The organism is Bacteroides ihuae (assembly GCF_900104585.1).
GTDB classification, from domain to species: domain Bacteria; phylum Bacteroidota; class Bacteroidia; order Bacteroidales; family Bacteroidaceae; genus Bacteroides; species Bacteroides ihuae.
Window position 1 is genome coordinate 1020252 of record NZ_FNVX01000006.1, and the last position, 16309, is coordinate 1036560.

The following is a 16309-nucleotide window of genomic DNA, read 5'->3' on the forward strand; positions in this document are numbered from 1 at the left end:
CAAATCATTCATGGCACCAACCTATATCAACATCACTTTGATTAATGAGAAAATGAATATAGAGTTGTGGTGTAGCTATGAATAGTTTTTAATGCATGCAAAAACTGATGTAATTACGTAAGAAAGGCCTCTTTCTCGCTATAAAAGTATATATTTTTCAGTATGCCCTACAAGCCTCCTGAGAGGGGTTTGGTGAATTAACTAGATCAGCGTGGTGAATTAACTACTTCACCACGCTGATCTAGTTAATTCACCACGCTGAAGTTATATCTTCTGTTTTCAAACCTCCATTTGTCAATAATGAGAAAATGGAATTCTTCTTCAGTTAACTAATGCAACCGTTATTCATAACATTCTGATATCCTTCAATCTGCAAAATGTTCTAACTTTGATGTAGCTCCATTATACATGGAGTTTGCAGTTATGCTTTGCAACTGATTAACCTTTAAATAAAATATCATGAGAAAACGATTCTGCCAAATAGGCTTGTGCTGCTTTTTTATACTTTCATCGGTACATGCACAGGACTTTAAACTTACTTCATCAGGCTATTTTCGAAATGGGGGCATAGATGTAATGTCTTTCAGTGATTTCTATCCTGAAGGTCATCAGGGTGGGGTTTGTATTATAATGAATGGCAACCGCGTAGCTACCAACGGAGATATTCGATTGGAGGCAACACCTGGTCAATGGCAACCAGTTCCAAAACAGTTGAACCGTGAGGTAAACGAGTCTGCTAATACGATTACTACTAATCTTTGTTATCCGGATTCTTCTCGTCATCTGACAGGATTTAATCCGATGATTTATCCTGATTTGCAGTTTAATTACACGGTTAATGTAAAGGGAGTCGGCGATGTTATCGTTGTTACAGTTGATTTGGACCGGCCTATTCCGGAGAAATTTCTAGGTAAGGTAGGGTTTAACCTTGAACTTTTTCCGGGAGATTTATTTGGGAAGCCCTGGATAATGGATACCAAATCGGGCATTTTCCCTCAACAAGCGAATGGGCCGACGATAAGCAGTCCGGCAAACCAGCTGAATCCCGGAAACTATAGTTCATTTACGCTGGGAAGTGGTAAGTTGGCTGATATCAGTCACTTAGCTGAGAATAAGCAATATAATCCGATTATTGCCGATGATATCATTGCTGAACCTTATGCCATTGGTCGGACTTTTACCGTTTGTCCAAACGATCCTTATAATAAATATACCGTAAAGTCTGAAATGGGGGAACTGAAACTTTACGATGGGCGTATGAACCATAATAACGGTTGGTTTGTGTTGCGTTCGGAAATTGCTGCAGGTGCTACTAAAGAAGCAGTTAAATGGGTGATTACTCCCAATGTGGTGAAGGAATGGATACGTAAACCTGTGGTACAGGTATCTCAAGTGGGTTACCATCCTGCGCAGGCAAAAGAGGCAATCATTGAACTTGATGCGCAAGATAAAGCACTATTAGAGGCTAAATTATATCAAATAACGTCGAATGGAGAAAAGGTCTTGCTTTCGGCTAAACCGACTGATTGGGGCAATTTCTTGCGCTATCATTATCTGAAATTCAACTTCTCTACTATCAAAGAAGAGGGACTTTATCAGGTAAAATATGGCAATTCGGAATCTTGTGTATTTCGTATTGCTAAAGATGTATACGACCGTGGCATTTGGCAACCTGTGTTAGAATACTTTCTGCCGATTCAGATGTGTCACATGCGCGTGAATGAAAAGTACCGTGTATGGCATGACTATTGTCATCTTGATGATGCAAGAATGGCTCCAGCGTTGAACCATATTGATGGCTATTCGCAAGGTGCTTCTACTTTAACGAAGTATAAGTCCGGTGAGGTTGTTCCCGGTTTAAACATCGGCGGTTGGCACGATGCAGGCGACTATGATCTTCGCGTGGAATCACAGAGCAATGAAGCCTATGTGTTGGCAGTGGCTTATGAAGCTTTCCATCTGAATTATGATGTGACCTCTGTTAATCAGCATGAACGTATTACTGAAATACATCAGCCTGATGGAAAACCGGACATTTTGCAACAAGTAGAGAATGGAGTCTTAACGGTTGTGGGCGGTTATCATGCCTTGGGTAGATTATACAGAGGGATAATTTGCAATCATCTTCGCCAATATGTAATGTTAGGCGATGCAGGAGCTATGACGGATAATGTGAAAGGTAATGAGGATGATCGATGGGTATTTACCGAAGATAATCCTGCCCGAGAATTAGAAACTGCTGCAGGAATGGCTGCATCTGCTCGTGTATTGAAAGGCTTTAATGACACCTTGAGCACTCAGGCCCTACAGGTGGCTCGTGAGCTATTTAAAAAAACGAAGGTAGATCGTCGTTCTCAAAGTGGAAAATTGCAGGCAGCGGTAGAGTTGTTTCTTACTACGGGCGAAACTCAATACAAGGATTATATTTTGTCTCAACAAGAATACATCGTTAGTAATATAGGTCGCGTAGGTTGGTTTGTAGGCCGAGCTGATGTTCTGATGAGGAATGCGAGTTTCTCAAAGGCTATTCGTCCGGCTTTGTTGACTTTCTGTGATTCATTACAAAAACAAGGAACTGAAACTCCGTATGGAATTCCTTATCGTCCAAGCATTTGGGGAGCAGGTTGGGATATACAATCTGTGGGGTTTAGACAGTATTTCCTCGTAAAATCTTATCCCGAAATATTTAATAAAGAAATCATTTATAATGCTCTCAACTTTGTGTTGGGCTGCCATCCGGGAAGCAATACGGAGTCATTTGCTTCAGGTGTAGGGTCAAATTCTGCTACGGTTGCCTATGGGGTTAATCGCGCAGACTGGAGTTATATTCCAGGTGGGGTTATCTCAGGAACAGCCATGATTCGTCCAGACTTACCTGAATTGTTGAAATTCCCATATTTATGGCAACAAGCCGAGTATTGTCTTGGCGGAAGTTCTTCGCAGTATATGTTTTTGGTGCTTGCGGCACAAGAGTTTTTAAATAAGTAAAATGAGAATGGCTATGAAAGGTATTCGTTTATTTGTGTTGGCTATAGCTTTAATCTTTGCCGCACAAGCTTATTCGCAAGAGAAAGAAATAGAGACACTCTGTGAAGAAACAATTCAGGATTTGAAAGGTAATATTCTTCCTTTTTGGATGAATAAGGATGTTGATCCTAATGGCGGATTCTATGGTTTCCTTACGTTCGATGGCCGGCCAAGGTCTAATGCTCCTAAAGGTGGTGTGCTCAATGCCCGCATCTTGTGGTCATTTTCGTCCGGTTATCGCTTATTTGGTAATAAAGAATATCTGGAATTGGCCAATCGTGCTCAACGTTATTTTATAGATTACTTTATAGATAAAAAATATGGCGGTACGTATTGGATTGTTGGTGCTGATGGTGCTCCACTCGATTCAACGAAACAAACGTATGGAATAGCCTATGGCATCTATGGATTGTCCGAACACTTCCGCGCTACGGGCAATAATGAAAGTCTTCAGAAGGCTAAAGAACTTTATATAGCGATGGAAACACATGTGAGAGATTCCATAAAAGAGGGTTATATTGATGCTTTTACCCGCAGTTGGGGGAGATCATCTCATATAGCTTATAAAGGTAGGGCTACAAAGACGATGAATACTCATATTCATGTTTTGGAAGCTTATACTTCTCTTTATCGAGTATGGAAAGATGCAGGCTTGCGTCAACGCTTGGAAACTCTGATACATCTTGTTTCCGAAAAGCTTTATAATCCCGTCACTCATCATTTGATTCTGTATTGTGATTCTGATTGGAATAGCCTGGATGATATCGATTCGTATGGTCATGATATTGAAACGTCTTGGTTACTAAGCGAAGCTGCAGAAGTTCTTGGTGACGAGGCTTTGAAAGTGAAGATAGATAAGATCGCTGTAGACATGGCTGAGACGGCTTTGAAAGAGGGTGGGACCCCTGAAGGAGGAATGATTTACGAACGCAAAGGGACTCATTATCAACGGGAACTTTCTTGGTGGTGCCAAGCAGAAACAGTACTGGGATGCATCAATGCTTGGCAGATAACCGGGGATGAGAAGTTTCTGAATAGTGCAATTAAGACTTGGACATTTATTAAAACCAAGATGATCGATCCTGTTTATGGTGAATGGTATAGTACGGTATCCGATACTGGCAAGGCGATGAAGAAGGAGCCAAAGGCGAATATGTGGCGTTGTCCTTATCATAACAGTCGCATGGGCTACGAAATCTATACAAGGTTGAAAAGGGGAGAGGGTCAGAACTAAAATGAGAACTCTAAAAAGTTACAGATTGTAACTAATAGACATAAAAGAGCCATATCAAACTTCATTAGTGATATGGCTCTTCTCTTTGCTGATAATGATAGTCTGGTTCCAGAATAAAAGTTACCCTTCTCTAAAGTTGAGTTTTAACACGTCCACTAATGGTTTCAAAAACGCGATAGGAATGAGGCTTTAAAGTTATAGAGTAAGAGTTGCTTTCCGTAGTATCATTTCTTTGATGGCGAAACATCGCGCCTGGTGCTTCTTCAGTGCTAGCTTGCAAAATAGATCTGTCTATTATATCCTTCAAATTGTTGATATCCTTCGTGGTTATCACTTTGATATCGACAGGAACATCGTTGAACGATTCTACAATGCAGGTTCCATTGTCATACAAGAATAGGCTTACTTTTGAAGGGCCTTCAATGTGGATGGGCAGATCTTTGCTCATCACTCGGCGTAATGTATTTAAAACTCCCGCAGGTAGGTCATATAGATTACCCATGTCATCAGGGATTGTCATTACATACAAATTACCTTTTGAATAGAGTCCACGAAGTAGCATGGGGTAGCCACTAACTCCACCTATTAACGGACGACCTGCACTGGCTATCTCCCAACAATCATTCGTCTGGTAGCGAACCTGTGGAATTAATATGTCACGTTCTGACTTTCCATTGTAGCCGAAATCATTGACAATCGCTTTCAAGTCGGTGCAACGAATTTCTGCTATGTCGGCAATTTTATTGGGTATAGCCTTCAGTAAGCTACTTGTGATGATCACATCGCCTCCTTTTTGCAACTGCGACTTTATCTTTACCACAATATCTTCATCATACTTAGCTTGTTCGGTAAGAAGTATCACTTTCTGATCGGTTGGAAACTCAGAATACATATCCATTGGTAGTCCAATCATCCCCAAGTAATTTTGCAAGAAATCATCTCCCAAAGAGTTGAAAGGTTTGTAGGATTTAATGCCAATGGGTTTTCCTAATTTGCTTATAAACTTGTCAATACTTTCAAGAGTAACTCCTGCGGCACGCGCCAGAGTGGCGGGTTTCACACTTTGCCCATTGTCAAGCAGGATAGGTTTCATCATTTCGTCGTAACTGAAAGAGGTGCCCAATCCCTGCCAGGGGGTGCGATGCTGAGGTTTCAAAGGGATCTCTACTAATTGATGGTAAGCAAATAATGTGATCTCCGGAGCTTTAGCAAACATCGTCAGCCATAGTTGTTCGGCATATCGATCCATTCCGATTTCAGAGCCTCCGGCATCTACCCAACCACCACCATTGTGGCCCGGGCGAAGATTCTCATAGTAGCGAAAGGCATTGTAACTCAAATAGTTTTGAAGGTGCTGTTCTCCGGCAGGATTACGAGTTTCTGTTCCTGTCCATATACCGTCAAAAATCTGCGGACCGTTTTTTAAGTCGAAACCTAAACCTTGAAAATGATCATACCAGTTGGGGTATTTAATAATCACCTTTACATTAGGGTTGATTCTTTTTGCCGGCTTGAGAACTAACTCTTTACCGGCTTCTGTCATGAGTTGCGTGCGATAATCTGTCCAGCTTTTAGATCCCTTTGCTTTGATTTCTATATCCGATTTGCAACTTGTGAAAAAGAAGTCATCCAGAATGAATTCATCAAAATGTTTGGCTGTATACTCTGCAATGTGCTGAACTATCTTTCTGTGTTCCGGATTGGAATAACAGAAAGTCTCGAAATTATTCGATTCATCGATGGTAAAAGTAATACCTCCGGCAACTTCTACACTACGATCTTTAAAGAACTTCTTGGCTTGCTCCAATGTCTTTTCCGGAACAATAAGCAAATCCCGATGAGTTTCTAAATAAATTTTATCCACTTTCACCTGTTGGGAAATAATGTTCCAAGTGGAATCGAGCCAATGCAGATCTTTCATTTTCTCCACTTCATAGGCTCGCGTGTATACGGAGACTTTAAAGCTTTTATAGTTCCCTGCAAAGAGGAACAGTGTAGAGAAAAACAATGTTAAGACTAAACTGATGCGTTTCATAATTATTCGTTATCAAAGTTCGTTTCATTTATTTCCTTCATTCAATATTTTCTGAGCAGACAATACGAGATACATAAAATAGGAAGCTTCTCCTCCCATGCAGTATTCTCCTTCTTGCCATAAGAAGGGATAGACTAGTAGTTCCGGAAGATCGGGGCGAATCAAGGCAGTGCCGGGAGAAACACCTCCGGGTATATAGGACCAGTCAGCTCGGTTTACACCATAAGCTACTGTTTGTGATTTTGCTCCTACACCGCTTACAAAAGAGGAAGTATTGCTACCCGGATGACAACCTAGAATGAAATGGATGGCATTAAAGAGATAGTCGGGCGTGAAGAGATCCGGATAGGAATCTTGCAATAAACAATAATTGTATCCTAAGCTCTGAACATCCCATGTACCTGATGATGTATTGCCTCGGTTGGAAGGTACGCCGTAGGGAGTTGTTGCACTCATCTCTTTATAGGAATCACGGACGCCTAATAAAGCTTTACGAATGGCGGTTGAGAACTTTTTGTTATTTACCTTTTTGTCAAAACGACCTATAAACCAGCCTGTGTGATGGATATGCTTCACAATATCTTCTTGATGTGAAAGAACATACTCTTTATATTCTTCTTCTCTTGTGGATAGATAAAGCTCTACTGCGGCGAAGATTTTTGCATCTATTGCACGCTGGCTAATTTGTGTGTTTTGATACAGTTCTTTGGCTATTCGGAGTGATTGTTCGCTCAGGGTATCATTGAAGTTTTTTAAAACATGAGAGATAGCAGCCAACTGGCCTGCAGTAGTTAGCTCACGATAAGGATTCTCTTCGGTAAAGACCCAACGATCATCGTCATTGCCTATTTTATTGTCTGTATCGTTACATGCATCGCCTAATAGCACATACTGGCGAACACTGTTGACGATAATACCTCTATATAGCCGACCTAATGCGTGATAGCCGGCAACAATTGTAAGCGCTCCGTTCTCTACTTGTTGCAGAAGATCCGGTTTTCCGTCGGGTTGGTGGATTTCTGTAATTCTATTGATTTGATCAATAGAAGTTTCGTCATATTCTTTATGAAAAGTCTCGTAAACTTGAGCCAGTATATATGCTTCGCCGGCTTGCGATTCAATGCGCAAATCATAGTCACCGGCATCGTGCCATCCACCGATGTTTAATCCGGGAACAACCTCTCCCGGCTGGTATTTAGTGAGCGTTGAGGGGCCCTGAGCATATCCATCGATGTGCTTCAAGTCGATTGGCGCCATGCGGGCATCGTCCATGTGGCATAATCCATGCCAAACTCTATACTTGTCGTTAATTCTCATGTGGCACATTTGTATTGGCAGGAAATATTCCAATTCTGTCTGCCAAATCCCCCGATCATAAATGTCGGATGCAATTCGAAAAACGGATGAGGATGAATGGTCGTAGCAAACTTGATAAAGCCCTTCTTCTTTTATGGTTGAAAAGTCGAAAGTCAAATAGTTATAGCGATTGAATTTGCCGTATTTTTGGGCGGGGGCATTTAATATTTCAACTTTTCCAAGATCTGTTATTTTGTATAAAACAGGATTCTGAATATTTGTCTCGCGGCTATCAAGTTCAATAATAGCCTTTTTAGGTTGATTGGGATGGTAGCCTACTTGTGATGTTTGTACTACAGGTGTATACATCCAACTCTTGACTACAGTTGGTGTTATAATCCATTGAATAGCATTTTTAGTGACACCCACCGGTATCTCTGTCCGAAGAACAAACCAACCGTTTTGATGATTCATCCTTCCATCATAGAGAATTAAATTACCTTGTTTTGATTCAAAAGTAACTTTGTTATAAGGATCATCGGGGTTCATCACAAATTTCTTTCCTTGTGCAAAAGGAGCTGCGATCACATCATCGGCTATCATCGGATTATAGTCACTGCCGGCTAGAAGTTGTTTTATGTTAGCTTTCCCTTTGGGATTAAAGTCTCCTCTATATTTAATGTTGCTTTCCTTAGATATAGTCGGCCCTATTGCTTGTTGTGGAAATACGCCTGTCTGTTGGTCCATGATCCAGGGTTTACCCAGCAAAGCACCCGGATACAATTCTAAGTTGAAACCAATTTTCCCTTCGTATCTTGCAGGAACGGGATTATCTAAATCTACGGTGACGATCAAATGATCTCCCTCACTTTTCACCTTGATCTTATAGCTAAAAACATGGTCAGGATAAATCGTGGGGTTAAATCCTGCCAAATGTTTTAGGGAATCAGGATAGCTTAATGTCACACTAATTGAATGATCGCTTTCATCTACTCTGCGATTTTTAAAAGCGGGAAAAGGTTGCCACTGCCCCGGAGTAGCTTCAAAACGAATATCTCCATTTGCTGCCACTCGGTTGCTATTCATTACAAGCGTGATTCCTCCCTGGTGTCCTTCGGGATACATATCACTAAAAACCATCACATCTGCACCTCCGTTTTGGAAATATCCTGTCGGGGTGAGCTCAAATTCTTGTGAAAAAAGAATGGATGTTTGCACAAGAAAAAAACAAAACGTTGCAATCTTTTTTTTCATAATTGAGCAATTTAATTATGGGATAACTAACGTGTCTGTTTTTATATATAAGAAGGGGGATTTGCCTGCTGGCGTTCCCCCTTCTTTCATATAATACTTACTGATTTTAATTAAAACAACGATTCTTTAATACCCATCGTTCTGATCACATAGGTTGTTTCTCAACAATTCGTTGGTCGGAATCGGAAATATCATCTTCTTTGCACTGTAGTCGAAGTTGCGATAGGTTTGCCAGTTATCGGGTGCGGTAGGATCTGTGTTAGGAACGCCTACACCTTTTGGATAGGCATGTGTAATGCAGTCTTCCATAAAACCGGAGCGTTGTTGGTCATACTTCGAGCAGAATTCAGCATTGAATTCTTTGCGACGTTCCATACCAAGAGCAACTAGCCATACTGGAGAACTAAATCCATAGTCTGCTTTTACTTGTGTGTAATAGCTTTGTGCATCAGGAACAGTGACTGTTTCGGTGTTGAATGGCAATGGATAAGAGTCCATTGTGCCGCTGTAATAAGTTGACATCATTGTCTGATAGTATGGTAAATAAGTGCTTGTTAAGCTCGAAGCTTTGCCGACTTCCAAATTACCGAATGCGCGATCACGGATCTGTTTGATAATTCCCCAAGCAGTTGCATCGTTTTCTCCGTTCTTATAGAATAAACATTCCGCATAGTCTAATAAAACGTTAGCGTAGCGTTTGTAGTAGATCTGCATTGGAGCCATGATGATCTGATAGTCTGCTCGAGCGGTTCTCCACCATTTCAAACTCCATATAGAAGGAGCCATTTCACCGCCGTTATTATATTTATAATGAGAGCTGGTTGATGCGCCTGCTGTCGTTGTTTTTGGAATCTCTTGTTTGAGATAAGGATTATATCCATAGCAATGTTCAGAGCGATCTGATTCAGGCATATTGGCTATAGGACCTGTTACAGCAGATGCGTCGCGACGTTTGTCACCTGTCTCATAGCTTTTGTACCACTCCCAAGAGAGGTAAAGGGATCCCCATCCACCGCATTCGGGATTTGCACAATTATAAATATAGAACACAGCAGCATCGATATCGGGTGACCAAGAGGTTTTCTGTGTTTGATCTTGCAAAACAGCTTCCCAAATAGCTTCTTTTGACCAAACTGCTCCCGGATCCCACAGTGTAGTGAAAGAAGGATTCAATTCATATTTTTGAATGTCAATAACTTGCTTCAGGGCAGCAGCAGCTTGAGTATAGAATGAATTATCATTTGTCTTGTATGCTTTCCACATATATGCTTCACCTAAATAAGAGAGAGCCATACCTTTAGTACAACGTCCGTATTCACTATTTTGAGGATCCCAATCCAACTCGTTGGCTGCATCTGTTAAGTCAGCAATGATGAAATCCCACATTTCAGTATCTGTAGCTGCTCTAGCTTTATTAGGAGTGTTAGCGTAGGTTTCTCCTGTTGCTAGCATAGGAACACGGCCCCATGTCTCAGCCAAATACATGTAGAAAAATGCTCGTAAGGCTTTAGCCTGTCCATCTAAAGCTTTTTTGGAAGATTCAGGAACGTTCGTAGTACTTGCCAAGCCTGCTAAAAAATCGTTGCATCGTGAAATTGCGCGATAGGAGTATGTCCAACCAATTGACAAGTCCCCATTGTCTGCTGTCCAGCTTTCTGTAACGAAATCCTTATCCCAGCCTGTAGCTTGTGTATCCAATGTCGGATGGCAGCCTGTCATAATTTGAGGTTTAAAACCCCAGTTGCTTCCATCCAATCCACCTGTAGTGTTTTTGTCGGGGAGCATCATGTCATAACAACCGATTAAGCCTTTGTTTGCTTCGGCTTCGCTTTTAAACATCGCATCAGCACCAATGATGTCATAGTGATCAACGCTTAAATATTTATCGTTGTCGCAGGAGGTTGTTCCTAGTACTGTTAGGGCACCGGTAACCATGTATAATATTTTAGAGAACTTTTTCATAATAGATGTTATTTAAGTTTAGAATGTAACATTTAATCCTAATGAATAGGTTCTTGGCATCGGGTAACGACCGGTATCCAAACCTGTATAGATTACACTTCCCTGGCCAACTTCAGGATCACCGTACTTGTTATAACCGGATATACATGCAAGGTTATGAACAGAAGCAAAAATACGAGCAGTTTGCAAACGTAGTGGTTTGAGTAGGTTTTCATTGAAAGTATAACCAATCTGAATATTGTTTATTTTCAGGAAGTCTCCGTTCTTCACCCATGCGGAAGAGGTACGTGTATTGTAATTTTTTTCTGAAATAGTCAGACGGGGAATTGTATTTCCTCCTTTTTCGGCTGTCCATGCTTCATTATAAGCACTCTTCAAGATATTTGAGATACCATCATCAGAAGGATATACCGTTGAGAGCTTCATCGCAGAATAAGAAAGGATGTCTTGACCCAGTACACCATACATGTAAACTGAGAAATCCCAATTCTTGTAACTTGCATTCAGAGTTAAGCCATAGTTCAACTTAGGGAATCCGTTGCCTAGAATTGTCATATCATTACTATCAATATGACCATTATGATCTATATCCTTGTATTTGAAATCACCAGGTGCGGTATTTAATTCTTGGTATGCAGTATATCCTTTGCCTATTGCTTCGGTATTGGCGGCGTCTACTTCAGCAGCGTTTTGGAAGATACCTTCCACTTGATAACCATAATAGGAACCTACTGCATAGCCTTCGCGGCAAATTGAATGGTTGTCCCAATGAATACCTGCACCAACAGCACCTTTATCACTTGTGTCATTAACGGCACTTTCACTGTTATCTGTATTCAATAAGTCACTTCCGCAAGCTAATACTTTATTCTTTAAAGTCGATCCTGTTAGGGTTGCTCCGAACGCCCAGTCGCCAAATTTTTGATTATAATTTAGACTTAATTCGAAACCTTTGTTGCGAATCTTACCAAAGTTAGTATAAACTTGCGAAAAACCGGTTGAAGGACGAAGAGATTGATAAAGTAACAAGTCCTGAGATGTACGTATGAAGTAATCGGCTGTGATATTGAAACGATTATTAAATATACCTAAATCGATACCGACATTCCATTGTTCATTCGTTTCCCATTTTAGATTTTCGTCAATAATATTTAATGCCGCATAGCCGTTAGCGGTAGAATAACCCGATGAAGCGCCACCTTGACTATTAAAGTAGTATCCTACGCGATTAGTTCCTAGTTGAGCGACAGACAGATTTGTTGCATCACCTGCGTTACCTGTACGTCCCCAACCTAAACGTAACTTCAAGTTATTTACGACTGAGTTGTTCTTCATAAAATTTTCTTGAGATACACGCCAAGCTAAGGCTGCTGATGGAAAAGTACCCCAACGGTTGCCTGCGCCGAAATTGGATGAACCATCACGACGTACGGTACCAGTAAGGATGTATTTGTCCATTAAGCTATAAATGGCGCGGCCGAAATAAGAGATAAAACGAGTTTGGATATCATAAGCACCACTACTCGTCTTCGTAGAAGTATCTGTCGTTAATGAGATGTCACGAATATTTTCTGCAGGGAATCCTTGTGAAGAAACGCTCTGCCAATTTCCAAAGGTATTGCTGACAGAATTACCAACCATTAATGTCAAGTTGTGATCATCGTTCTTCCAATTATAGCTAAAGTAATTTTCAATGGCTAATGTATTACTCTGGCTAGGACTCATCGTGAATGTAGCAGCAGCTTTATAATTAACCATTGTTACTTCTTGCCCATCATTATAGCGATGTTTTACTCCGTCAAAATCAGTGTAATCTTTTGCATAGAAATTGTAAGATGCGACTGTCTTAAAATTCAGTCCTTTGAGTAGTTTGATTTCAGCGTAAGCACTGGCAAAAATCTGGTTTGTACGCGTTCTACGGTCATTATTCATCTGAATAGCATAGGGGCTATCCAATCCTTTGGAGATTTCAGAATCTTGTGTTAACTGAAGGAATGTTCCATAAGTTCCATCAGCATTGACAACATTTGGGCTAATTAATTTGCCATTATCTGTATAATCCATCGTAGGAGTTAAGAATGCCATATCACGTAAACTGGAAAGGTTTCCGTTATTACCATTTGAGCGGTTACTACCTATAGTTTCTTCGTGAACAAAATTCACGTCTCCACCTACTTCTATGAAATCAGCAACTTTGGTCTTGACATTGGCACGAGTTGATAAACGTTTGTAGTTTGTGTTGACAACGATACCGTCATTATTTAAGTAACCTACAGAGAAAAGAGATTGTGACTTATCTGTACCGCCTGATACAGAAAGATCATATTGCTGTTTCAGGGTAGTATGTGTCATCTCTTTCTGCCAATCGATTGTCTTTCTTTGGCCATCATAAGCTGTAGAAAAGATGGGCAAAACTAGTGCGTTAGCATCATTCGCACGAGCTTGGCGTACGGAAGCTGCATATTGGTCAGCATCGCCTGTATTCAAGTGTTGTGCTCTTGTCTGGATGTCCCAGTTGGCAGAAAAAGTTAGATGAGTGGCTCCTTTAGTGCCGTGTTTGGTAGTATCATGACTACACCGTTGGCACCGCGGGAACCATAGATGGCAGTTGCGGAGGCATCTTTCAATACTTCGATACTTTCAATATCACTCGGATTCAAGAAGTTCGCATTTGTACCAACCTGTACACCATCGACCACGTAAAGAGGATCTGCAGAGCCGTTGATGGTTGCAACACCGCGTACGCGAATTGTTGCGTAACCGTCAGGAGAACCATCTTTTGACATAACCATTACACCTGGAGCGGAACCTCTAAGACCTTGTGCTACATTTTGAGGCGATTTTTTCATCATTTCCTCACGATTAACAGAGGCGACAGATCCGGAAATATCAGTCTTCTTGATACTACCATAACCAACGACAACCACTTCGTCTAAGGCTTTGCTATCTTCTTTCATTACAACGTTTATAGTCTGTTTTCCTGCTATAGCGATTGTTTGAGGAATATAGCCTACAAATGTGAAATTAAGTTTCGCATTGGAAGGAACACTGATTAAATAATTTCCATAGAGATCCGAGATTATTCCGTTAGTACTACCAACCTGCAAAATGTTTACTCCTGGAAGAGGTTCACCAGTAGCATCTGTAATGTTTCCCTTAATAGTGATATTTTGAGAAACTGCCCACAAAGGTATTAACATAAACATGATTAATAACCCAAGGGTCTTTTTTATATTAATGCATTTCATAGAAAATAAAGAATAAAATTTGTATTAGATTAAAATAGGTTACCTAAAAATAATGCACGTAATTTTTCGCACATCTCATTGTTTTTCATTTCATGTTTTCATATTCTAAGGCTTTTAATGATTAATAATTTTAAGGTTAATAATGTGGTAAAAGTAGAAGTCTTTAATTGTAAAATAATCTAGTGTTTATGATAATCACTAGCCTTCACGTGAGATCTAATTTATCATATATTATAATAATGAGTATCGATTGTTATCAACAGAACTATATCTTAAAATAAACTAGAGTATAGGAGTATTGTTTGTGGGGGTTGCTACACATGCTTAAAATGCGTATTTAAGCATTTTATACAAAACGGTTGTTTTTTCATGCTATATTAGTTTAATGGTTAATTCGGTTCAGGGTAAGTGTTCTTGAATACCTTTATGAACTTGTGTCAAAGTTATGATGTTTTACATCGCAAACTCTGTAGTTATGTTAATGCTTACGGTTGTATTGGTTAACCTAGGGGCATTGGATGTTATTACGGACGGCATAATATGTTTCTTTATGTTAAACAGCATAAGGAATAAGGTCATTAGAGCGTTTAAAGGTATATCTATAGAAGTGAGATTTTTCCTCTATAGATTAGGGGATAAATTGTAACAGTGAGACATTTGAGTACTCTTTTGATTACATTTCGTTTAGGACTTAATTGTTGATTTATCATATCTTTGTAGTATCTTAAATCTAAAATAGCAATAATGAAAAGCCATCCATTTTTTTCGATATTAATCTTTCTTTTTTTCTCAACGCTGGAAATCGCTTGTTCAAATAATGATGATAGTGTCGAACCTGAACTTACATTATCTAAGCAAGAATTGGCTTTTGATGGAACGATTAGCACGCAAAAACTAGCTATTGAAACGAATGTCGATTGGTCAGTATCTTCCTTGGATTCATGGTGTGTAATATCTCCAGCTTTCGGTGAAGCCGGAAATAAACAAATAGAGGTATCTGTGTTAGAAAATCCTATGTCGGATCAACGTATAGCTACGATAACTATAATTGCAGGGGCGCTTTCAAAACAAATAAAAGTTACTCAAACCGCAAATGTTAATAGCATACCAGCTGATAAAACGGGAATGAATAGTGATGCATTAGTATTGGCAACAAAGATGAAGTTGGGCTGGAACTTAGGGAATTCCTTGGAAGCTTGTGCAAGTAGCACTTCGGCAAGTGAAACGTACTGGAGCAATCCAAAGACAACTAAAGCAATGATTGATGCGGTGAAAGCGGCTGGATTCAATGCTGTTCGCATCCCAGCTGCATGGAGTGGTTACATTGATAATCAAACTACATATAAATTGCAGGGTACTTGGCTTGCTCGGGTGAAGGAGGTAGTGGATTATTGTGTGGATAATGATATGTATGCCATCTTGAATATTCATTGGGATGGCGGTTGGCTACAGGAGCATACTAAATATACTGACCAAGTGGAGGTAAACAAGAAGCAGAAGGCTCTGTGGTTACAGATTGCTGCCTACTTTCGCAATTATGATGAACACTTGTTGTTTGCTGGAACAAATGAGGTAAATACGGGTGATAGTAGTACTCCGACCGAAGAGAACTTTAAAGTTCAGATGTCTTACAACCAAACATTTGTAGATGCTGTTCGTCTTACTGGTGGGAGAAATACATACCGTAATCTAATTATTCAGGCTTTTAATACAGATATTGATTTGGCTGATAAAAACCTCACTGTGGCAACTGATAATATTGAAAAGCGCATAATGGTGGAGGTTCATTATTATACTCCCTGGCAATTTTGTGGGATGGAGGAGGATGCTACTTGGGGTAAATACGCAGTTCTTTGGGGTACGGATTACAAACAGTATGCTACCGGGGAACTGGATGGTAGATGGATTACTGGGGGAGAGGAGGAGTATGTAAAAACAGAGTTTGCTAAGGTGAAAGCTAAGTTTGTAGACAAAGGATATCCGGTGATACTGGGCGAATATGGAGCTATCTCAAGATTGTCATTGGCTGGCGATGCTTTAAAGCATCATTTAGATTCGAGGGCTTACTTCTTGAAATATATTACCCAGCAAGCTAAAATTTATGGGATGGTTCCTTTCTATTGGGACAATGGCTATAGCGGTAATCATGGGTTTGGGCTGTTTGATAGAGGCAATCATGCCATCGTAGATACTCAGGCACTCAATGCTCTTGTAGAAGGTTCGGCTGCAAATTATCCTTATTAAATAGAATAA

8 protein-coding genes are annotated in these 16309 nt (G+C 40.2%); 3 read left to right on the forward strand and 5 right to left on the reverse strand.

The genetic code is table 11. The features are described 5' to 3' along the window. Positions 1–459: 459 nt before the first annotated feature. Entirely contained in the window at positions 460–2988 is a 2529-nt protein-coding gene (locus tag BQ5338_RS14845) for a glycoside hydrolase family 9 protein (RefSeq protein WP_071147565.1), read from the forward strand. 1 nt (position 2989) lies between these two features. Continuing rightward, positions 2990–4261 (forward strand): AGE family epimerase/isomerase, encoded by a 1272-nt coding sequence (locus BQ5338_RS14850; RefSeq protein ID WP_235816433.1) that lies wholly within the window; start codon positions 2990–2992, stop codon positions 4259–4261. A gap of 130 nt (positions 4262–4391) precedes the next feature. Here the strand turns inward: BQ5338_RS14850 and BQ5338_RS14855 are convergent, their stop codons facing one another. The 5 genes from BQ5338_RS14855 to BQ5338_RS17155 form a co-directional block, all read right to left on the reverse strand. After that, complete coding sequence (locus BQ5338_RS14855) at positions 4392–6296, reverse strand: hypothetical protein (RefSeq protein WP_235816434.1); 1905 nt, start codon at positions 6294–6296, stop codon at positions 4392–4394. 24 nt (positions 6297–6320) lie between these two features. Then, the gene (locus tag BQ5338_RS14860) at positions 6321–8846 is read right to left on the reverse strand and encodes a glycoside hydrolase family 9 protein (RefSeq protein ID WP_071147566.1); all 2526 of its coding nucleotides are present in this window, start codon (positions 8844–8846) and stop codon (positions 6321–6323) included. 126 nt (positions 8847–8972) lie between these two features. Next, entirely contained in the window at positions 8973–10808 is a 1836-nt protein-coding gene (locus BQ5338_RS14865) for a RagB/SusD family nutrient uptake outer membrane protein (protein WP_071147567.1), read from the reverse strand. Positions 10809–10826: 18 nt separating this feature from the next. After that, complete coding sequence (locus BQ5338_RS14870; RefSeq protein ID WP_317042357.1) at positions 10827–13436, reverse strand: SusC/RagA family TonB-linked outer membrane protein; 2610 nt, start codon at positions 13434–13436, stop codon at positions 10827–10829. Then, positions 13337–14008 (reverse strand): TonB-dependent receptor plug domain-containing protein, encoded by a 672-nt coding sequence (locus tag BQ5338_RS17155; protein ID WP_317042353.1) that lies wholly within the window; start codon positions 14006–14008, stop codon positions 13337–13339. The genes BQ5338_RS14870 and BQ5338_RS17155 overlap by 100 nt, the downstream gene beginning before the upstream one ends. Positions 14009–14800: 792 nt before the next feature. Here BQ5338_RS17155 and BQ5338_RS14880 point away from each other — a divergent pair. Further along, a complete protein-coding gene (locus BQ5338_RS14880) occupies positions 14801–16300 on the forward strand; it encodes a cellulase family glycosylhydrolase (RefSeq protein WP_071147569.1) in 1500 nt (499 codons plus the stop codon). Positions 16301–16309: the final 9 nt, after the last annotated feature.

Coding starts and splice junctions, on each gene's coding strand:
- BQ5338_RS14845 (WP_071147565.1), top strand. CDS start 460: ATGAGAAAACGATTCTGCCAAATAGGCTTGTGCTGCTTTTTTATACTT.
- BQ5338_RS14850 (WP_235816433.1), top strand. CDS start 2,990: ATGAGAATGGCTATGAAAGGTATTCGTTTATTTGTGTTGGCTATAGCT.
- BQ5338_RS14855 (WP_235816434.1), bottom strand. CDS start 6,296: ATGAAACGCATCAGTTTAGTCTTAACATTGTTTTTCTCTACACTGTTC.
- BQ5338_RS14860 (WP_071147566.1), bottom strand. CDS start 8,846: ATGAAAAAAAAGATTGCAACGTTTTGTTTTTTTCTTGTGCAAACATCC.
- BQ5338_RS14865 (WP_071147567.1), bottom strand. CDS start 10,808: ATGAAAAAGTTCTCTAAAATATTATACATGGTTACCGGTGCCCTAACA.
- BQ5338_RS17155 (WP_317042353.1), bottom strand. CDS start 14,008: ATGTTAATACCTTTGTGGGCAGTTTCTCAAAATATCACTATTAAGGGA.
- BQ5338_RS14880 (WP_071147569.1), top strand. CDS start 14,801: ATGAAAAGCCATCCATTTTTTTCGATATTAATCTTTCTTTTTTTCTCA.